Origin of the sequence: Bacillus thuringiensis, from assembly GCF_001455345.1 — a bacterium.
Taxonomy (GTDB): domain Bacteria; phylum Bacillota; class Bacilli; order Bacillales; family Bacillaceae_G; genus Bacillus_A; species Bacillus_A thuringiensis_N.
In genome coordinates this window covers 3,251,359-3,270,346 of sequence record NZ_CP013274.1, presented here as the reverse complement: position 1 = coordinate 3,270,346, position 18,988 = coordinate 3,251,359, and the positions used below count along the sequence as shown (strand labels likewise).

Genomic DNA, 18,988 nt, shown 5'->3' with positions numbered 1-18,988 from the left:
TTACCAAACCTTCCACGGAGCGTTATTACTTTCCCATAGCTCGACTAATTTATTTTTATCGCGCAATGTATCCATCGGATGCCAAAAACCAGTGTGTTGATATGCTGATAGTTCGTTTTTGTTTACTAACTGAACTAACGTTTCTGTTTCAAAAACAGACTTATCTCCACTAATGTAATTGAAAACTTCAGGATTTAAAACGAAAAATCCACCGTTAACCCATCCGCCATCCCCAAGTGGCTTCTCTTGAAAGGATGTTACAGACTGTTTATCTAATATGAGAGAACCGAATCTACCAGGAGGTTGTACGGCGGTAACAGTTGCCATTTTTCCATGCTTTTTATGAAATGCAATAAGTTCTTTTATATTTACGTTACTTAATCCATCGCCATAAGTAAGGCAGAAAGGTTCGTCTCCAACAAAATTTTGAATCTTTTTCACTCGTCCTCCCGTTTCTGTATTTACACCAGTATCGATTAGTGTAACTTTCCACGGTTCTACACGATGAGAATGGCTAGTAATTGTATTATCCCTTAAATGTATCGTGAAATCTGACATGTGTAAGTTGTAATTTAGAAAGAACTCTTTAATTGCATATCCTTTATACCCTAAGCAAATAATAAACTCCGTAATGCCGTAATGGCTATACAAACTCATAATGTGCCATAAAATAGGCTTTGTTCCAATTTCAATCATAGGTTTCGGTTTTAAATGTGTTTCTTCCCCAATCCTTGTCCCATATCCACCAGCAAGAATAACAGCTTTCATTTTTTCCTCCTAAAATAAAAATTTATAATATATACAGTATTCATATTGTATGCAAATGGTTTTGTTTTTGACTAAGTGCATAAAAATATGTGAAGCATGATAGGATGAGAAATATTAAAGTTTGAATTTAGGGAATAATTGTTGATACTCAGGGTGATTACGTAGATCCTGTGTTGCATTAGTTAACGTTAAAAATCGAGCTTCGAGTTCTTCAGAAGACCGACCATATTGTTTTTGAAGTCCTAATCGAACGCCCTTTTTTGAGAGGGTGGGTGTAATTTGTAATTTTCTTGCCTTTGTATGTTCGTTCCAAGGGCTAAAATAAAATTTGAAAATGAATGAAGGGGAGTTATAAACGATAGGTTGGTGCCGCGTAAAATGTCTGCCTGGTAAATATGCACCATCAAGATGGTTGTGTATAAATCTCCAGGCACAGCCGATTGCTGGGTTATAAGGAAAGAGCCCGTGATATCGTTGTTCTACTAAAGGAATGGAGTATCTTAGTTTTGAATAATTGTAATCATGCTTATCAATCATGACAATCATTCTAATCGCATACATATTTTGGCCTAACGTATGAAGTGATGAGAAAAATTCTTCTACATTGTTACAACAAAGGAATTCTGTAGTATTTAATACCATCTTCCAACCTGAAACTTCTCTCTCAATTTCCATTACTTCAATGTCAGTATTAGTGGGATCGAATTCAAGGAATCTTGAATCTCGTACTTCCCAGTGGGGAGCAAATAATTTGCAAATTTCAACTGACCGATCTGTAGAACCTCTATTAATTAAAATACCGTGATCGAATATTTTTGTGTGATGCATAAGCCACCATGGAAGTAGGTATTCTTCATTATAAAAATGAGAAATGAGTGTCTTTCTCATGTTAATCATCTCCTATACAAGCAATCATTATTAATAGGATATGTTTTTTAATAAGAAAGGTTAAAAGTTGCAGACAATGCAGTGATGAAGTAATAGTTTAGTAATTTTGTATAAATTATGAACGATAAACCGTCACGTTTGACTGTACAGTTTATGTATTGTATGATGGTAGTAATATAAACAAGGGGGGAAGATCGTTGGGAAGGTGTATCGAATCGGACAGTTGGCTCTCATGGCTCACGTGTCGAAACGAACGATTGATTATTATACGAATCTAGGTATCTTAAAAGCGGAGCGATCTCAATCTAATTATCGCTATTACGACGAAACAGCATTTGAGACATTACAATTTATTGAGAAGTGCAAAGAAATGCATATGCCGCTTTGTGAGATTAAAGAGAAAATCGAGGAGAAGAAGAAGCTGCTCGGTATCAATGAACACGTTTCGAAACAAGTGAATGAAGTGACAGACCATATTCATCGATTAGAAGCAGAGTTAACGGAGTTAAAGCCGCTTTTAGATGGATTGACTGATTCACAACGTGAAAAAATATCGAAATCTTTATCTGGTCAAACGACAGCTTTAATACAGACACTTGTTCTATTATTATAGAAAAAAGTGTAATCCGACCTCTTTAATTTTTGTATCGGGCTATGTTTTCTAAGAAACAAATAAGAAAACATTATAGTATACAGGAGGTGGACACCTTAGTTTTTTTAACTAAGGGGATTCATTGGAAATATTTAATTTAGTCATGGTTGCGATTTTAATCGCATTTACTGGATTTTTCGTAGCAGCAGAGTTTGCGATTGTAAAGATACGTTCAAGCCGTATCGATCAGCTTGTTGCGGAAGGAAAACGCGGTGCTTTAGCAGCGAAAAAAGTAACAACAAATTTAGATGAATATTTATCTGCTTGTCAATTAGGTATTACAGTTACAGCTATGGGATTAGGTTGGTTAGGTGAACCGACAATCGAAAAGTTATTACACCCGTTATTTGAGAAATGGAACTTAAATCCTTCTATTTCATCAGTATTAACATTTGGTCTTGCCTTCATGCTAATGACGTATTTACACGTTGTAGTAGGGGAATTAGCTCCGAAAACGATGGCAATTCAAAAGGCTGAACAAGTAACGTTGTTATTGGCAGGTCCGTTAATGATGTTCTATAAAGTCATGTATCCATTTATTTGGGTGTTGAACGGTTCTGCACGTATTGTAACTGGTTTATTCGGTTTAAAACCAGCTTCTGAGCATGAAGTAGCCCATACAGAAGAAGAGTTACGTCTCATTCTTTCAGAGAGCTATGAAAGCGGTGAAATTAATCAAGCTGAATACAAGTATGTAAATAATATCTTTGAATTTGATAATCGCATTGCGAAAGAAATTATGGTACCGCGTACGGAAATCGTTGGTTTCTACCTTGAAGATTCAGTAGAAGAACACATGAAAGTAATCCAAAATGAGCGATACACACGTTATCCGATTTTTGGAGAAGATAAAGATGATATTATCGGTATGGTCAACGTAAAAGATTTCTTTATTCGATATATGACCGAGGATCAAAAAGATTTATCATCTATTCGCTCGTATATGCGTCCGATTATTGAAGTGATGGAAACGACTCCAATTCACGATTTATTACTTCAAATGCAGAAGAAGCGAATTCCGATGGCTGTTTTATATGATGAGTACGGAGGAACAGCAGGGATTGTAACGCTTGAAGATATCTTGGAGGAAATCGTCGGCGAAATTCGTGATGAATATGATGAAGATGAAGCACCACCAATTCAGCATGTGAACGAGCAACATATCATTGTTGATGGAAAAGTGCTTATCTCAGAAGTGAAAGATTTATTTGGATTACACATCGAAGAAGATGATGTGGATACAATCGGTGGATGGATTATGATGCAAAATCATGAAATCGAAGAAGGACAACACGTTGAGGCGGAAGGTTATGAATTTAAAGTGTTAGAAAAAGACGCTTACCAAATTAAACGTGTTGAAATTCGTAAGATGGAACAAGAGCAAGAAGAAGAGAAAGCAGCAACTGTTTAAGTTGCTGCTTTTCTTCTAAAGTACAAAAAATGAGAACTTAGGAGCGGATATTTTGATTCAAGAAGCCTTACGTGTATATCGATTACAATTGTATGTAATCTTTAGTGGTTTACTACTTATGTGGACGATTACTCCGTTTGGAAAACAAGTAACAGGGTTTGGTATCGGATTAGCTGTAAGTGCATATTGCCTTTGGTTATTAGCTCGCAGAGTGGAGAAACTCGGGAAAAGTATCGTAATGAAGGAAAAGGCTCCAGGATTAGGAGTTCTAAACCGATTTGCAGCTGCCATTTTAGGAGCTATCATCATGTATGAAATTGAACATGAAATGGAAATGTGGGCATTCGGTACAGGCATTTTAGGTGGTCACTTTTTAATGATTGCGAATTTAGCTTATGCAAATATGCAGTTAGTGAAAGAAGAAGAGAAGAAAAGGGAACATGCTTCGAAAAACATAGAGCTATGATGAGAGGGACCTAATGGGGTTCCTTTTTTATTTTAGTGCAATGATACAAGTAACCAAATTAACGACAAATATAATACGCTTCTTTTTTGCGTTTTTCAATAGTATGAAAAATAATAAAAAAATTTTTAAAAACCCATCGATTTCTAAAGGTTATGTATGTTATCATGACAAAAGACTTTTTGAAAGAGGTGGATACCAATGTTACAAGCGCTACTTATTTTTGTGCTTCAAATTATTTACGTTCCTATTTTAACAATTCGTACGATTTTGCTTGTAAAGAATCAAACAAGATCCGCTGCCGGCGTAGGATTGTTAGAAGGAGCTATTTACATTGTCAGTTTAGGTATTGTGTTTCAAGATTTATCAAATTGGATGAACATCGTTGCCTATGTCATTGGCTTTAGTGCAGGACTGTTATTAGGCGGTTATATAGAGAATAAATTAGCAATTGGTTATATTACGTATCAAGTTAGTTTACTAGACCGTTGTAATGAATTAGTAGATGAATTACGTCACTCTGGATTTGGCGTTACTGTATTTGAAGGCGAAGGTATTAATTCGATACGTTATCGCTTAGATATCGTTGCAAAACGTTCTAGAGAAAAAGAACTGTTAGAAATTATTAATGAAATTGCACCGAAAGCCTTTATGTCTTCTTATGAAATTCGTTCATTTAAAGGCGGATATTTAACGAAGGCAATGAAGAAGAGAGCGTTAATGAAGAAGAAAGATGAACACGCATCGTAAAAAGGAGGAGTAGTGCTGCATTAAAAGCGCAGTATAAGTCCAAATGTAAAAGAGAGGAATCTATTTTGATATAGATTCCTCTCTTTTTTATTGTTAATTGAAAAACTAAATCGTATAATTATTTTTTCTACTCATCCTCAAATTAATGATTAGCCATATAACTTGAAAAAATACCGGTATGATAAACGCGATTAATATAACGATAAGTGATATGGATTTAATTTCAGGTGTTTGAATAACGCCAGCACCATCAACCTCTCGTAGCCAAATAATAGCGGCCCATATTCCAAAAACGATAATCCAAAATAGGTTACCAATCCACCAAGAAATCCATCGTTTTTTCATGTTAGCACCCCTTACATTTATCTAATGTTAAAAGTATATTTTCGTTCGTTACATTTATAATGAAACAACTTTAAAATTAGTTTTTAACTGTATATCTAACTTGTTTGAAGGTGACTATTTCTCCATCATCATTATCATCTTTCGTTTGCAAAAGTTGAATTTTTGGTTTGTAGTCTGTCCGATGAGCGTGTTCGATATCCTTAATGTTAAGCTTGTAGGATTCACCATTCTTTAGCTTTTGTTCCAATACTTGTTTATTGGCAACATAAATAAAAGTCACTTTATTTTCATCAATACCTTCAGTCTTAATTTCTAATTCATTATCTTTTGTTGTAATCGTTGGTGTTAATAATTCCATACTGCCGCTTCCGGTTTCTAAAGAATTTTCTACTATAGTTGAACATCCTGATAATATGATTCCAGTGAATAGAAGAACAATTAATTTCTTTTTCATAACATCCCCCCGATTCTATGTGATTTCTGATTTTGGCATTGTTAGACTACTAGTGTGGAGCGTAAATGTTTAGCTAGTACTCGTTTTGATTGTACCATAATATGTAAATCGGGGTAGGGTGTAAATCCAATTTAAGGGAGATTGAAAAGTTTACTTATTGTTGAGTATCAATATTTTTCTAGTAGGTATATATCTTCTTTAGAGCGCTCTTTTTTTTTATTTAAAATATGTAGTGAAATAAAACCTATAAGTCCTATTCCACCAAAAATAAGCCATGGTGTATACATTCCGCTTAAGTTGGATGTAAAAGATGTACCGGTATAATTACCAATGATAAAACCAAATGCGAGTGATAGTTGATAAAATCCGAAGAAAGTGGCTGTATATGATTCATTACTGTAATTTGCAATAGCGATATCAGCGTTAGGTAATACGAGTGTTTCACCGATTGTAAATAAAATTACACAAACAAAGAGCCAATAGGGGTGTTGAAATAAAGGAATGAGTAAAAAGGAAATACTCATTAATAAAACACCGTATTTAATAATCGAAAGTGTGTTGTATTTGTGAAATAGTTTTCGGAATAATACCATAAATATGACGCCTGTTATTGCATTTATCGTAATAACTAATGTAGCGAGTTGATTGCTATTACTAATGTTTTTCATATGAAGTGGAAGTGCGACAGTAAGCTGAGTAAACATAATATAGAAGAAAATCATGATAAAGGAAAACAGAAGGAAAGACTTGTTTTGTAAGATGGCCTGTATTCCTAATGTAATAGACGTGTTTTCAGTAGTGACTTGGAAGTGATTTTTAAGTAAGTAAAAGATAAAAGCAAATAACAGCATAAGAAATCCTGTTAGAGAGAAAGCGTAGATTGGATCGAGTAAGAGTAAGAACCCTCCTGCAATTGGTCCGATTATTGCACCGCAATTAAAGCTAAGGTTTAAATATGTAAATAAATTTTTTCTCAAATGAGCTGGCTGTGAGCCAAATATAGCGCGAGCGGCAGGTTCATAAAATGCAGTTCCGAAGCCAATAAGTGCAGAAGAAATAGAAATTGTATAGAAATCAGAGCATATTCCTAAAGCGATAAATCCGATTCCTCTCAAAAATAATCCGGCTATCATCATAATGATATAGCCTATTTTGTCAGCAATTAACCCTGAGAATAAAGGGATAACTCGTGATGTAATTGTCATAACCGTCAACACTGTTCCTACTTGGACAGCAGAAAAATGAAGAAAGGTTAATAGATAAATAGCTAAAAATGCGTATACTGCAAAATACCCAAAAGACATAAAAAATGAAGAAATAAGCATGAAACGTATCGGTGTTGAGAAACTTTTCATAGAAATCCTCCTAAATATGTAACCAGTAAAATCATTTGACGGTTAACTATTTTATATTATAATTATACATAAAGTCAGAAAAAAGTAAATTTTCAAGAAGAAGGTGAATGAAATTGAGTCAAAATGCACCAAACGAATTAGAGTATATTCGAGAGTTTTTAAATACATGGAGAATACCAAATGATACGAGAGAAGCAATTGATTTGCTGCAAACAGAAGAGGATATAAAGCTCTTTATGAAAGAATATTTTCATGAAGAGTTCCCTTTTCATACGATAGAAGAATTAAAAAGGTTTCGAGAAGACATTCGGATGGTAATTGAAGGAGAAGGATCGTTGCAAAAATGGTTAGAGAGATACCCATTTCATGTACATATAAAGGAAGGTATGAAAGGTATTACATATGAACCAGTATACGAAGAGAATGTGTATACAAAAATATTAAGTATTGTGTTTATCTCGATTCAAGAAAATTGGTGGGGAAGGTTAAAAGCATGTCCAGATTGTCGCTGGGTATTTTATGATCATTCACGTAATGGAAGTAAAAGGTGGTGCGGTATGTATGCTGGAGAAGAAGGGGGAAGAGCGTGCGGTACAATTGCAAAAGTAAAAAACTACCGAGCGAAGAGAAAAGGGAGATCGGGTTATGATGTGTAATTAATATTAGGGGAAGAAAATTGGATGGGGGAATGAAGGATATGGAAAGTACACAAATGTTAGCGTTAAATAAAAAGTGTTGGGATACAGTTGCACCATATTTCTTTCAAGTAGATTGTTTACCGAAATATGGTCCGTATACAGCGTCCGAAGATGAGCTTCATTTGTTCGATTCAATTAGAAATAAAAAGGTTCTTGATATTGGATGTGGAAGTGGGCATTCGTTGCAATATATGGCGGAACATGGAGCAGAGGAATTATGGGGGCTTGATCTTTCAAGTGAACAAATTAAAACAGCGAATAAAACGTTAAAGAGTTGGAATTCAACGTTAATATGCGGAGCAATGGAAGAAGAAGGAGATATTCCGAAGGGGTATTTTGATATTGTGTACTCCATTTATGCATTAGGTTGGACTTCAGATTTAGAGAAAACGTTAGAACTGATTTATTCATATGTAAAGCCAGGAGGTAGTTTTATTTTTAGTTGGGAGCATCCAGTGTATTCAAATTTACTGTATGGTACAGAAGAAATTGCTTTTAAGTCTTCTTATCATAAGGAAACTCCTATTACGTTTGAAACATTTAAAGGAGAAAATGTACAAGCGACATTATATAAGAGAAAAATAAGTACATACATAAATGAGTTAAATAGAGCGGGATTTACAATTGAGAGAATAGAAGAGCCTGAACCATCGAGCTTATTTGATGAAGAACGAGCTGAGCCTTCTATGAAATATTATTCTTTATATAAAGCTAGAATGGTGCCAACTACTTTTATTATTAAGGCGAGAAAGTAAAGTGTTTTTATAAAAAGAAGCCTATCATTTCAAATAGATGAAATGATAGGCTTCTTTATTTTTTAAAAAATGAGGTCAGGTGTGTACTTTTCATATACAAATGCATTTCATATAAAAGGTGTAATTATTTTGGGGAAGGGGGATTGTTGTGCGTCATCATAGAAAGTGCAAAAAATTTGGAGTGGCACTGCCTCTTCCGCTTATAGGAGCAACTGGCCCAACTGGTAATAGTGGCCCGATTGGTCCAACTGGAGGTCATGAAGGTCCTGTTGGTCCTACAGGGGTGACTGGCCCGACGGGAGCAACTGGGCCTCAAGGTCCTCAAGGTATCAGGGGAATACAAGGTCCCCGAGGGACAACAGGAGCACAAGGAATACATGGAGCTATTGGTGATACAGGAGAGCAAGGGATAACTGGCCCAACTGGTCTCCAAGGTGCCCAAGGATTAATCGGAAACCAAGGTCTAATTGGTGATATTGGAGTACAAGGATTAGAAGGGATACAAGGAGCGATTGGTCCTGCCGGTAGTCAAGGTATACAAGGTCCCCAAGGAATACAAGGAGAGATAGGTGAGCGAGGACAAACGGGAGCACAAGGAATGCAAGGTGTGATAGGGGAAGCTGGTATGACAGGTGTAACAGGTCCTCAAGGTTCCCAAGGAGCGCAAGGAATACAAGGGGAGGATGGAACTACAGGTATACAAGGAGAAGAAGGTCCACAAGGAATACAAGGAATTACTGGAGAGCAAGGATACCAAGGTGATCAAGGGATACAAGGTGTAGTAGGCCCAACCGGTTCTACTGGTCCACAAGGCCCTCAAGGTATAAGTGGAATAAAGGGAATAACAGGTGTAATAGGGCCTCAAGGTCCATCAGGTATTCAAGGGATACAAGGGATAAACGGATCCACAGGTTTTCAAGGGGCAAAAGGAATACGAGGGATAACAGGAGCGACCGGACCTACTGGTACACAAGGTCCAGTAGGTCCGCCTGGTGGGCCAACAGGAACAACCGGTCCCATTGGTCCGTCTAGTGGAGTGACTGGTCCATCTGGTCCACCCGGTCCACCTGGTGGGCCAACAGGTCCAACGGGCGCAACTGGTGCGCGGGGTGTAACAGGGGGAACTGGTGCGATAGGAGCACAAGGATTACAAGGAATAATTGGTCCAACTGGTCCTCAAGGTGTAAGAGGAGTGCAAGGAGCTCAAGGTGTAGTTGGAGCAGTTGGATTTCAAGGAGCACAGGGACCCCAAGGTTTTCAAGGGATAACAGGAGCAACCGGTGTAGAAGGTCCACAAGGAATCCAAGGGCCGCAGGGAGAAATCGGTCCAACGGGCGCAGAAGGTCCTAAAGGTGTGCAAGGAATCCAAGGAATAACTGGTCCAACAGGAGCTCAAGGAATACAAGGGTTACAAGGAATAATAGGTCAGGCAGGCATAACAGGAGCGGCAGGAGCTCAAGGTGCACAAGGAATCCAAGGGGTAACCGGTCCAGCAGGAGCACAAGGCATACAAGGTGCACAAGGAATCCGAGGAGAAACAGGAGCAGCTGGAATTCAAGGAATACAAGGAGTTCAAGGGATACAAGGGATAACGGGATTGACAGGTCCACAAGGTGCACAAGGCCCTCAAGGAGTGCAAGGAATAATAGGACCGACTGGAGCAATTGGTCCCCAAGGACCGCAAGGAATCCAAGGTATAGTAGGCCCAACAGGAGCTCAAGGTTCTCAAGGTATGCAAGGTATACAAGGAATAACAGGTCCGACAGGTGCGCAAGGAATTAGAGGTCCCCAAGGAAATCTAGGAGAAAACGGGATAACTGGTCCTCAAGGAGTGCAAGGTGCACAAGGTATTGAGGGACCCGAGGGACCACAAGGGAATATTGGAGTTACGGGCGTAACTGGAGAAACAGGAGCGACAGGAGAAGCAGGGGCGACAGGAGCACAAGGAATACAAGGCGTTCAGGGGAGTATGGGGATACAAGGAAGTACAGGAATGACCGGACCAACTGGAGCAACGGGAGTAACCGGGATACAAGGTTCTCAAGGTATACAAGGCCCACAAGGACCAACTGGAGCAACGGGAACGACAGGGGTTAGCGGTAGTGTAGGACCGGCCGGAGCGCAAGGTAGTCAAGGACCTATTGGAGCTGTGGGACCTATTGGATCCACTGGTAGTGCAGGTTCAATAGGTTTCTTGGGAATAGCGGGAGCAACTGGAGCGACTGGCTTACCAAGCGGGGGCGGTTATTTCTTTTCTACTTCAACGAGTACAATTGCAGCGAATGCGTTAATACCAATTAATTCTGGATCTACAGTTTTTGGTTCTGATGTCAGTTTAACAAATGCAACAACTGTAACATTAAGTACACCGGGAATTTATTTAGTAAGCTATTATTTTCAAGGTGATCCAACTGGAGGGAATGAAACGATTTCAGTAAGGCTTACTTTAAATGGAACACAAGTTGCAGGGAGTTTTATTCTTTATGTTACAGGAAGTACTTTTATATTAGAACCAGCAGTTTCGAATACGATGGTCATTGAAGTTACTTCTTCAAATGCAACTTTGTCTTTACAAAATGGTCCATTAGCTATCGGGCATGTAACGACATTATCTGGTGTGATAACAGCTAGTTTAAATGTATTAAAAATAGTTTGATACGTTAGTTATAACGGGGGAGATGCTTGTGAAGGATCAAGATAAGTGTAGTAAGTTTCAAGCACCTATTCCTTTTCCAGCGTCAGGTATTACGGGACCAACAGGTCCAACAGGTCCGACAGGTTCTTTAGGTGGACCAACTGGACCACAAGGAATACAAGGCGTACAAGGGCCAATTGGTCCAACGGGTCCGACAGGAATACAAGGAGTGCAAGGGGTGCAAGGAGAGATTGGACCAACAGGTCCCACTGGCTTAACAGGACCACGGGGTGCTCAAGGGAGTCAAGGGCCGATGGGGGAACAAGGTCCACAAGGGATTCAAGGTGTTCAAGGTATTCAAGGCGAACGAGGTCCGACTGGCCCAACTGGAATTCAAGGGATACAAGGTATACCTGGGCCAATGGGAGAAACAGGTCTAACAGGAATACAAGGAATACAAGGTATACAAGGAGAAATTGGTCCAACCGGTCCAACAGGAATACAAGGTATACAAGGAGTACAAGGTGAAATAGGTCCGACTGGCCCAACAGGAAATACGGGTATACAAGGTGTTCAAGGGAATTTAGGGAATAGTGGTTTACAAGGTGTAACAGGTATACAAGGTATTCAGGGACCAATTGGCCCGACTGGTCCAACAGGATCTCAAGGAATTCAAGGAGAACAAGGGCCGATGGGACCAACAGGGGCAACTGGTGTTCAAGGTTTACAAGGCCCACAAGGTGAGATGGGGCAGACGGGTCCAACCGGTTCTCAGGGGATACAAGGAGTGCAAGGTGTAATAGGACCAACCGGCCCAACAGGCTTGCAAGGGGATCCAGGTCCAACAGGCTCGACCGGTCAGGCAGGAGTAACAGGTCCAACAGGATCTGCAACCGGTCCAACGGGGGCAACCGGCCCAACAGGCCCGCCAGGAGGTCCGACCGGTCCAACAGGTCCAGCAGGATCACCAGGAGGTCCAACCGGTCCGACGGGAGCAACTGGTGTAACGGGAGCGACTGGAGCAACGGGAGCGACTGGAATTCAAGGAGTGCAAGGAGTACAGGGACCAACTGGAGCAACTGGTTTAACAGGTTTGCAAGGAGTGCAGGGACCAATGGGGGCAACCGGTCCGACGGGTGATCAAGGTATTCAAGGACCCCAAGGTGTAATGGGAGTAACAGGTCCAACCGGTCTACAAGGTTTACAAGGGATACAGGGACCAGTAGGAACAACCGGTCCAACTGGCCCGCAAGGCGTGCAAGGGGCGCAGGGTCCAATCGGTCCAACCGGTCCACAAGGAATTCAAGGCATACAAGGTGAACAAGGTGTAAGAGGAGCAACGGGTCCAACAGGTTTACAGGGGCTACAAGGGATTCAAGGCATACAGGGACCAATTGGGCCCCAAGGAATCCAAGGAGTACAAGGACCGAGCGGCATAACAGGCCCAACCGGTCCACAAGGAATTCAAGGAATACAGGGACCTCAAGGAAATATAGGACCAACCGGAGCGACTGGAATCCAAGGAGTGCAAGGTCCAGAGGGTCCAACAGGTCCAACAGGGGCAACAGGACCACAAGGAATTCAAGGGATACAAGGTCTACAAGGCCCAACCGGTCCACAGGGCATTCAAGGAATCCAAGGAATCCAAGGGCCTATTGGTCCAACCGGCCCAACTGGACCGCAAGGAATTCAAGGGATAACCGGAGCGACGGGCCCAACTGGTGCAACTGGAGCAACCGGAGCGACGGGAGTAACGGGCCCTCAAGGTCCACAAGGAATTCAAGGACCACAAGGCGTAACTGGGCAGGCGGGAGCAACAGGACCGACGGGAGCAACCGGTCCACAAGGCGTGCAAGGAATCCAAGGTCCACAAGGGGTAACGGGGCAGGCGGGAGCGACCGGCCCTACGGGAGTAACAGGCCCACAAGGAATCCAAGGAATCCAAGGCGCACAAGGTGTGACGGGAGCAACCGGAGCAACAGGAGCGACTGGAGCGACTGGTGCAACAGGACCGACTGGAATCCAAGGAATCCAAGGCATAGCTGGAGCGACAGGCGGAACGGGAGTAACAGGCCCAACAGGTGCAACGGGTCCAACAGGCTTAACTGGAGCAACAGGATCATCTGCTATATCGACAGGTGGCGGATATTTCTTTTCTACATCAACAAGCACAATAGCAGCAAATGCCAACATTCCAATTAATTCAGGATCCACTGTATATGGAACTGGTGTATCATTAACTAGTGCTACGACAGTCACAGTAACGACGCCAGGAATATATTTAGTAAGCTACTATTTTCAAGGGGATGCCAATGGTGGGAATGAGACAGTATCTGTTAGATTGCTATTAAATGGAACACAACTAGCAGGGAGCTTTATACAAAACGTAACGACATCAACTGTAGTAATTGAACCAGCCATTTCAAATACGCTTCTTGTGAATGTAACGAGTGCCAATTCAACATTAATATTACAAAATGGTCCGTTAGGGGTAGGGCATGTAACGACCATAGCGGGTGCGATTACAGCAAGTTTAAATGTAGTGAGAATTTTATAAGAAAAATAAAAAACACAAGGGATGCCTTTTTAGACACACCTTGTGTTTTTGATGTTAAATGAACCATTTCTTTATCTTTTTGGTTGAAAAATATGTTGAAAGAAGTATTTGTGATGTAAGTTATCTACAACTTTATTTGCTTGGTATGTGCGATGTTGTTCGAGTCGAAGTCTTTGCTCCATCATTTTGATTGCGTGATCAGATAAACGTAACATAGTGCATGTCTCCTTTTCTATAAATATAGGTGTCTATTTGGTATCGATCCCATATTTATAATTAAGGAGGCAAAATGTGTAACATAGGCAAAAAGCACCTTCCTCTCCCATTACGCTTACGAGGTTAGCTGTCGGACTCGGGAAGTGAGAGTTTCCCTACTTAAATAAGATTCGCCCCAAGTAGCATAGCTACAAAAATGGTTCCCCCGCTCCAAATTTTGGACTCAGCAAAAGGTTTTATAAAGTAAAAGATAACATAAATAAATTGATGAGTCAAACTATTTATTGTTTTCTGATTTTTTAAGTGAGGTTAAAACCACTCCATCGGGTAATATGATATCCTTTACTTCAAGAAAGCCATGTTTTTTATAGAAAGACAGAGCAGGCGTATTTTCTTTTCCAGTTTGTACAATATATGTTTTGGAAGGGGGGAACATGTCAAATACATAAAGTAGTAATTTTGTAGCAATTCCCTTATGAAAATGATCAGGGGATACTACTAAACGATGAATATCAACTTCGTCTTCATCTACTTTAAAAGAAATAAACCCAGCAAGTGTATCTTCATAAAAATAGCCATAGAAAATTTCATCACATGATTGAATATCGGGTACAGTATCGTAAAGGCGAGGGATAGCTGTACTATTTATATATTTTTCCTCAATTCCATAAGCGGGTATTTGAATATTTAAAATAGAAGTAGCTGTGTTGTGAGACGTTGTTATTAATTTTTGAATCATAGCGTAAAAACCTCCTTGTAGACTTTCTTTTCATAGATTTGACAACATTTTTCTTTTTTGGATATAATAATTATAGTAGTTACATAATCATTTAGTATGAAAAAGAAATACACCATAATAGAAATGGAGGACTAAAAATGGGATGGATTATCACATTTTTAGTTGGTGCTATTATAGGTGCAATTGCAAGTTCTATAACGGGTAAAAATTTCCCAGGTGGTATGTTCGGCAATATAATCGCCGGTTTATTAGGTGCTTCGTTGGGTGGTAGATTATTTGGATCTTTTGGGCCATCATTTGGTGGGATTCATGTCGTGCCAGCATTATTAGGAGCAATCGTGTTAATTTTTATTGTATCATTTGTAGTGAAAGCTGCAAAGAAATAGATATATAGATTATGATGAAAAGCCCTGGATAAGGGCTTTTCATCATTCGAAGAGGTGGTTTCGTTGGAGAAAATAAATATAAGAAAAAGGGATAAGTTGAAAAAGTTTTTTAGAGAACACAATTATTTAGCAGTGTTACTTGGGTTTGCACTATTGTTCATTAATATTTTATTACTAACAAAAATATCATTTGTTTTTACACCGTTTATCGTCTTTTTAAAGACAATTTTCTTCCCGGTCTTATTAGCAGGCGTACTATTTTATATTTTGCATCCATTCGTTTCGCTTTTAGAAAAGAAGGGTGTTTCAAGAATTGTATCGATAGCCTCGATATACTTAATAGTAATTGGATTATTTGTGTTTTTAGTTTTAACGGTTATTCCTATTATTAAAGATCAAATCGATGCATTAATAGATAACTTACCGTATTTCGGTCATGAAATTGAACGTGCGGCACGTAGATTTGGAGAAAGTAATTTACTAGGGAAAATTCAGGAGAATTTAAATATTGATGTAGCGAGTATGGTAAAAGATTACACTGTTGATTTTACGAAGTCGTTATCATCAGTAACAGGAAATGTAACTGGATTTTTAAGTACCCTTACAGAGGTCGTTTTAACGTTTGTAATGGTTCCGTTTATATTGTTCTATCTTTTAAAAGATGGTGAGCAATTGCCGAATCATTTCTTAAAGTTCATTTCAGAACAAAGACGACCAGCAGCGATGAGAATACTAGATGATATGCATTATGCAATTAGCTCGTATATTAGAGGGCAAATTATCGTTAGCTTGTTTATCGGTATTATGCTATTAATTGGTTACCTTATTATCGGTATTAAATATGCGGTATTACTTGCTATTTTAGCGATGATTGTAAATATCGTTCCGTACGTAGGCCCAATCATTGCAATTACACCAGCGTTAATCATCGCATTTATTGACTCGCCATCAATGGTGTTAAAAGTAATTATCGTAATGATGATTGTACAATTAGCAGAAGGTAAATTTATTTCTCCGCAAGTCATGGGGAAAAAGCTAGATATTCACCCGATTACTATCATTTTTATTATTTTAACTGCCGGAAATTTATTTGGAATTATGGGGATTATTTTAGCAATTCCAGGGTATGCGATATTAAAAGTGTTAGTTACGCACGGTTATCGATTTGTTAAGTTGAATACGTAAAAAAAGAGCTAAAACAGTATTATCTGTTTTAGCTCTTTTTTATTAACAATTGATGTGCATATTGGCGTGCCCATTGATCCGCTTCTAATATAGCATCTAGTGAAGGATCGTTTACGTTATGATGAGCTTCAACTGTTTTGTAAATTGTTTTTTCAATATCGAAAAAGGCAATTTCATTTTTTAAGAATAGTGCATTCGCAATTTCATTTGCTGCGTTTAATACAGCAGGAGTAGTACCACCAATTTTGCCACATTCATATGCGTATTGTAGACAAGGGAACTTCTCTAAATCTGGTTTTTCAAAATGTAAACTACCAATTTCTAATAAATTTAATTTTTCATAGGAAGAAGGTAGCCGAGTAGGGTAGTGAAACGCATATTGAATCGGCATTCTCATATCAGGAGCACCGAGCTGCGCTATAACTGATCCATCAATAAACTCTACTAAAGAATGAATAATACTTTCTGTATGAATCATTACATCAATTTTTTCATAAGGAATATCAAATAGCCATCTTGCTTCCATTACTTCGAATCCTTTATTCATTAATGTGGCAGAATCAATCGTTAATTTTGCCCCCATTAACCAGTTTGGGTGCTTTAAAGCATCTTTTGCTTGTAAAGTGTTCATTTCTTCACGTGTTTTATCACGGAATGCACCGCCAGAAGCTGTAACGATTAATTTGTCAATTTCTCTGTTATTTTCTCCGTTTAAACATTGGAAAATAGCTGAATGTTCGCTATCGACTGGAATTAAACGACATCCGTTTTGTTTGGCCAGTTCAGTTACGATATGACCAGCTGCCACTAACGTTTCTTTATTAGCGATGGCAATATCTTTCTTCGCTTTTAATGCTTCAATTGTTGGGAGTAATCCTGAAACACCAACGACGGAACTTAATACAAGATTTGAATCAGGGTGAGTAGCTACCGCAATTAAGCCATCTGTTCCGTATGTAATTTTTACGTTGGTTGAAATACGCGTACGAAGCGTGTCTGCTAATTCTTTTGTCGCGACGCTTACAATGCGAGGTTGAAACGTTTTGATTTGTTGCTCAAGAAGCTCGATATTATAATTTGCGGTTAAACCGACGATTTTAAAATATTCGGGATGAGCTGAAACGACATCTAATGCAGATGTGCCGATAGATCCTGTTGAACCTAAAATGGATATATATTTTACCATGAAAAAACCTCCAAAGTTGTTTCGAGTATTTCTGCAAACCTATATAATATTAGGCAATTGAAGTGGAAATTCCTGCTATATAAAATAGGGAATTTTGGTTTGTTTAGAAGTGAAATGTGATAAACTGTAAAAAATAACGAAAAGCGATGAAAGAGAAGAGTACATATTCGAAACTTTTCAGAGAGCTGATGTGTGGTGGGAATCAGTAAGGGATGAATATGGAATGGGCTCTGGAGCTTCTAACTGAAATGAGTAGGTAAAGACGGTTGCTTCACGTTAAGAAGTTGAAGTGAGCTAACAATAGCTAATTAAGGTGGTACCGCGGGAGTCTCTCGTCCTTTTTTAAGGATGAGGGGCTCTTTTTATCCCGCTTTAATGGGCAGTAAGACCCCCACCTCAAAATTCAGCGAAAGCAAAGAATTTAGGTGGGGGATCAACTGCCCATTAAAGTCCGATTGGTTCAACTAATAATCAGTGGGGGATGAAGAAAACCCCCACTGATTAAAGTTTCACTTTATTTTGAGAAAGGAGGAGTTAGGATGAGTGAGAAAATAATGTTAACTGGGATTAAGCCGACAGGTTATCCGCATTTAGGAAATTATATTGGCGCTATAAAACCTGCGTTGCAAATGTCAAAGAAGAATGAAGGAAAAGCATTGTACTTTATAGCTGATTATCATGCGTTAAATGCTGTGCATGATCCGGGTCAGTTCAGTAGTTATACGAAAGAGGTAGCAGCTACTTGGTTATCACTTGGACTTAGTGAAGATGTTATTTTTTATAGGCAAACGGAAGTGCCGGAGATTCTAGAATTAGCTTGGATATTAGCTTGCCTAACTCCGAAAGGGCTTATGAACCGTGCCCATGCGTATAAAGCGAAAGTAGAGCAAAATAAAGAGGCGGGTTTAGAGGTCGATGCCGGAGTGAATATGGGGTTATATACGTATCCGATTTTAATGGCGGCTGACATATTATTATTTCAAGCTACTCATGTGCCCGTTGGAAAAGATCAAATTCAGCATATCGAAATTGCGCGTGATATTGCGACGTATTTTAATCATACATTCGGCACGACATTTACACTTCCGGAGTATGTCATACAAGAAGAAGGAGCAATATTACCAGGACTTGATGGAAGAAAGATGAGTAAAAGCTACGGGAATGTGATTCCGTTATTTACGGAGCAAGAAAAACTAAGGAAATTAATATTTAAAATCAAAACGGATTCTTCACTTCCAAATGAACCGAAAGAACTAGAAACGTTATTTACGATTTATAAAGAATTTGCGACAGAGGATGAAATGCAGTCGTTACGTGAAAAATATGAGACTGGAATCGGATGGGGCGATGTGAAAAAAGAGTTATTTCGTGTTGTAGACCGTGAGTTAGCTGGACCTCGGGAGAAATATGCTATGTATATGAATGAGCCAAATTTATTATATGAAGCGTTAGAAAAGGGGGCTGAGAAGGCACGGGCTATTGCGAAGGTAAATTTAGCGGAAATTAAAAAACGGATTGGATTTGAGAGGGGACGCTGAGCGTTCC

The 18,988-nt window shown here is 39.1% G+C and carries 19 protein-coding genes, 1 riboswitch and 1 other annotated feature; of the genes, 11 read left to right on the top strand and 8 right to left on the bottom strand.

The window, feature by feature from the left end:
* Complete coding sequence (rfbF, locus tag ATN06_RS17010) at nt 1-768, bottom strand: glucose-1-phosphate cytidylyltransferase (RefSeq protein ID WP_060631626.1); 768 nt, start codon at nt 766-768, stop codon at nt 1-3.
* 114 nt (nt 769-882) lie between these two features.
* Entirely contained in the window at nt 883-1,656 is a 774-nt protein-coding gene (locus tag ATN06_RS17005) for a glycosyltransferase family 2 protein (protein ID WP_060631625.1), read from the bottom strand.
* Between the two features lie 205 nt (nt 1,657-1,861).
* On the opposite strand from ATN06_RS17005, the gene ATN06_RS17000 reads away from it, so the two are divergent.
* From ATN06_RS17000 to ATN06_RS16985, 4 genes are all read left to right on the top strand, one after another.
* The gene (locus tag ATN06_RS17000; RefSeq protein ID WP_000285638.1) at nt 1,862-2,269 is read left to right on the top strand and encodes a MerR family transcriptional regulator; all 408 of its coding nucleotides are present in this window, start codon (nt 1,862-1,864) and stop codon (nt 2,267-2,269) included.
* Between the two features lie 121 nt (nt 2,270-2,390).
* A complete protein-coding gene (locus ATN06_RS16995; protein WP_060631624.1) occupies nt 2,391-3,719 on the top strand; it encodes a hemolysin family protein in 1,329 nt (442 codons plus the stop codon).
* A gap of 52 nt (nt 3,720-3,771) precedes the next feature.
* Nucleotides 3,772-4,185, top strand: coding sequence for an ATP synthase subunit I (locus tag ATN06_RS16990; protein ID WP_029439019.1), 414 nt, complete (start codon nt 3,772-3,774; stop codon nt 4,183-4,185).
* A gap of 198 nt (nt 4,186-4,383) precedes the next feature.
* Nucleotides 4,384-4,932: a DUF2179 domain-containing protein gene (locus ATN06_RS16985; protein WP_000938438.1), complete on the top strand. Its 549-nt coding sequence runs from the start codon at nt 4,384-4,386 to the stop codon at nt 4,930-4,932.
* A 105-nt stretch (nt 4,933-5,037) separates the two neighbouring features.
* Here ATN06_RS16985 and ATN06_RS16980 read toward each other — a convergent pair whose 3' ends face one another.
* The 3 genes from ATN06_RS16980 to ATN06_RS16970 form a co-directional block, all read right to left on the bottom strand.
* On the bottom strand, nt 5,038-5,277 hold the full coding sequence (locus ATN06_RS16980) for a DUF3923 family protein (RefSeq protein WP_000747695.1): 240 nt from the start codon (nt 5,275-5,277) through the stop codon (nt 5,038-5,040).
* A gap of 76 nt (nt 5,278-5,353) precedes the next feature.
* On the bottom strand, nt 5,354-5,731 hold the full coding sequence (locus tag ATN06_RS16975; RefSeq protein WP_060631623.1) for a hypothetical protein: 378 nt from the start codon (nt 5,729-5,731) through the stop codon (nt 5,354-5,356).
* Between the two features lie 167 nt (nt 5,732-5,898).
* Nucleotides 5,899-7,086: an MDR family MFS transporter gene (locus ATN06_RS16970; RefSeq protein WP_060631622.1), complete on the bottom strand. Its 1,188-nt coding sequence runs from the start codon at nt 7,084-7,086 to the stop codon at nt 5,899-5,901.
* A 113-nt stretch (nt 7,087-7,199) separates the two neighbouring features.
* Between ATN06_RS16970 and ATN06_RS16965 the strand changes: the two genes are divergently transcribed.
* From ATN06_RS16965 to ATN06_RS16950, 4 genes are all read left to right on the top strand, one after another.
* The gene (locus ATN06_RS16965) at nt 7,200-7,742 is read left to right on the top strand and encodes a CGNR zinc finger domain-containing protein (RefSeq protein ID WP_060633160.1); all 543 of its coding nucleotides are present in this window, start codon (nt 7,200-7,202) and stop codon (nt 7,740-7,742) included.
* 41 nt (nt 7,743-7,783) lie between these two features.
* Entirely contained in the window at nt 7,784-8,539 is a 756-nt protein-coding gene (locus tag ATN06_RS16960; protein WP_060633159.1) for a class I SAM-dependent methyltransferase, read from the top strand.
* Nucleotides 8,540-8,687: 148 nt separating this feature from the next.
* The gene (locus tag ATN06_RS16955; protein WP_060631621.1) at nt 8,688-11,195 is read left to right on the top strand and encodes a collagen-like protein; all 2,508 of its coding nucleotides are present in this window, start codon (nt 8,688-8,690) and stop codon (nt 11,193-11,195) included.
* 22 nt (nt 11,196-11,217) lie between these two features.
* Complete coding sequence (locus tag ATN06_RS16950; RefSeq protein ID WP_060631620.1) at nt 11,218-13,731, top strand: BC_3345 family exosporium-associated protein; 2,514 nt, start codon at nt 11,218-11,220, stop codon at nt 13,729-13,731.
* 71 nt (nt 13,732-13,802) lie between these two features.
* On the opposite strand, the gene ATN06_RS16945 is transcribed toward ATN06_RS16950, so the two are convergent.
* Together ATN06_RS16945 and ATN06_RS16940 are read right to left on the bottom strand one after the other, a co-directional pair.
* Nucleotides 13,803-13,946 (bottom strand): hypothetical protein, encoded by a 144-nt coding sequence (locus ATN06_RS16945; protein ID WP_000945246.1) that lies wholly within the window; start codon nt 13,944-13,946, stop codon nt 13,803-13,805.
* Between the two features lie 97 nt (nt 13,947-14,043).
* A riboswitch (cyclic di-AMP (ydaO/yuaA leader) is annotated at nt 14,044-14,186 on the bottom strand.
* Between the two features lie 38 nt (nt 14,187-14,224).
* Nucleotides 14,225-14,686: a GNAT family N-acetyltransferase gene (locus ATN06_RS16940; protein WP_060631619.1), complete on the bottom strand. Its 462-nt coding sequence runs from the start codon at nt 14,684-14,686 to the stop codon at nt 14,225-14,227.
* 137 nt (nt 14,687-14,823) lie between these two features.
* On the opposite strand from ATN06_RS16940, the gene ATN06_RS16935 reads away from it, so the two are divergent.
* Entirely contained in the window at nt 14,824-15,072 is a 249-nt protein-coding gene (locus ATN06_RS16935) for a GlsB/YeaQ/YmgE family stress response membrane protein (RefSeq protein ID WP_000539714.1), read from the top strand.
* 63 nt (nt 15,073-15,135) lie between these two features.
* The gene (locus ATN06_RS16930) at nt 15,136-16,257 is read left to right on the top strand and encodes an AI-2E family transporter (protein ID WP_060631618.1); all 1,122 of its coding nucleotides are present in this window, start codon (nt 15,136-15,138) and stop codon (nt 16,255-16,257) included.
* 28 nt (nt 16,258-16,285) lie between these two features.
* Here the strand turns inward: ATN06_RS16930 and ATN06_RS16925 are convergent, their stop codons facing one another.
* Complete coding sequence (locus ATN06_RS16925; protein WP_060631617.1) at nt 16,286-17,443, bottom strand: 1-deoxy-D-xylulose-5-phosphate reductoisomerase; 1,158 nt, start codon at nt 17,441-17,443, stop codon at nt 16,286-16,288.
* A 137-nt stretch (nt 17,444-17,580) separates the two neighbouring features.
* Nucleotides 17,581-17,786 (top strand) — a binding site (T-box leader).
* 196 nt (nt 17,787-17,982) lie between these two features.
* Between ATN06_RS16925 and ATN06_RS16920 the strand changes: the two genes are divergently transcribed.
* Nucleotides 17,983-18,981: a tryptophan--tRNA ligase gene (locus ATN06_RS16920; protein WP_060631616.1), complete on the top strand. Its 999-nt coding sequence runs from the start codon at nt 17,983-17,985 to the stop codon at nt 18,979-18,981.
* Nucleotides 18,982-18,988 lie beyond the last annotated feature (7 nt).

What these genes read in the sequence shown, in the direction of transcription:
- ATN06_RS16985 (WP_000938438.1), top strand. Translation starts at nt 4,384, where the DNA reads ATGTTACAAGCGCTACTTATTTTTGTGCTTCAAATTATTTACGTTCCT.
- ATN06_RS16920 (WP_060631616.1), top strand. Translation starts at nt 17,983, where the DNA reads ATGAGTGAGAAAATAATGTTAACTGGGATTAAGCCGACAGGTTATCCG.
- ATN06_RS17005 (WP_060631625.1), bottom strand. Translation starts at nt 1,656, where the DNA reads ATGAGAAAGACACTCATTTCTCATTTTTATAATGAAGAATACCTACTT.
- ATN06_RS16980 (WP_000747695.1), bottom strand. Translation starts at nt 5,277, where the DNA reads ATGAAAAAACGATGGATTTCTTGGTGGATTGGTAACCTATTTTGGATT.
- ATN06_RS16925 (WP_060631617.1), bottom strand. Translation starts at nt 17,443, where the DNA reads ATGGTAAAATATATATCCATTTTAGGTTCAACAGGATCTATCGGCACA.
- ATN06_RS16935 (WP_000539714.1), top strand. Translation starts at nt 14,824, where the DNA reads ATGGGATGGATTATCACATTTTTAGTTGGTGCTATTATAGGTGCAATT.
- ATN06_RS16945 (WP_000945246.1), bottom strand. Translation starts at nt 13,946, where the DNA reads ATGTTACGTTTATCTGATCACGCAATCAAAATGATGGAGCAAAGACTT.
- ATN06_RS16950 (WP_060631620.1), top strand. Translation starts at nt 11,218, where the DNA reads ATGCTTGTGAAGGATCAAGATAAGTGTAGTAAGTTTCAAGCACCTATT.
- ATN06_RS16975 (WP_060631623.1), bottom strand. Translation starts at nt 5,731, where the DNA reads ATGAAAAAGAAATTAATTGTTCTTCTATTCACTGGAATCATATTATCA.
- ATN06_RS16940 (WP_060631619.1), bottom strand. Translation starts at nt 14,686, where the DNA reads ATGATTCAAAAATTAATAACAACGTCTCACAACACAGCTACTTCTATT.
- ATN06_RS16970 (WP_060631622.1), bottom strand. Translation starts at nt 7,086, where the DNA reads ATGAAAAGTTTCTCAACACCGATACGTTTCATGCTTATTTCTTCATTT.
- ATN06_RS16960 (WP_060633159.1), top strand. Translation starts at nt 7,784, where the DNA reads ATGGAAAGTACACAAATGTTAGCGTTAAATAAAAAGTGTTGGGATACA.
- rfbF (WP_060631626.1), bottom strand. Translation starts at nt 768, where the DNA reads ATGAAAGCTGTTATTCTTGCTGGTGGATATGGGACAAGGATTGGGGAA.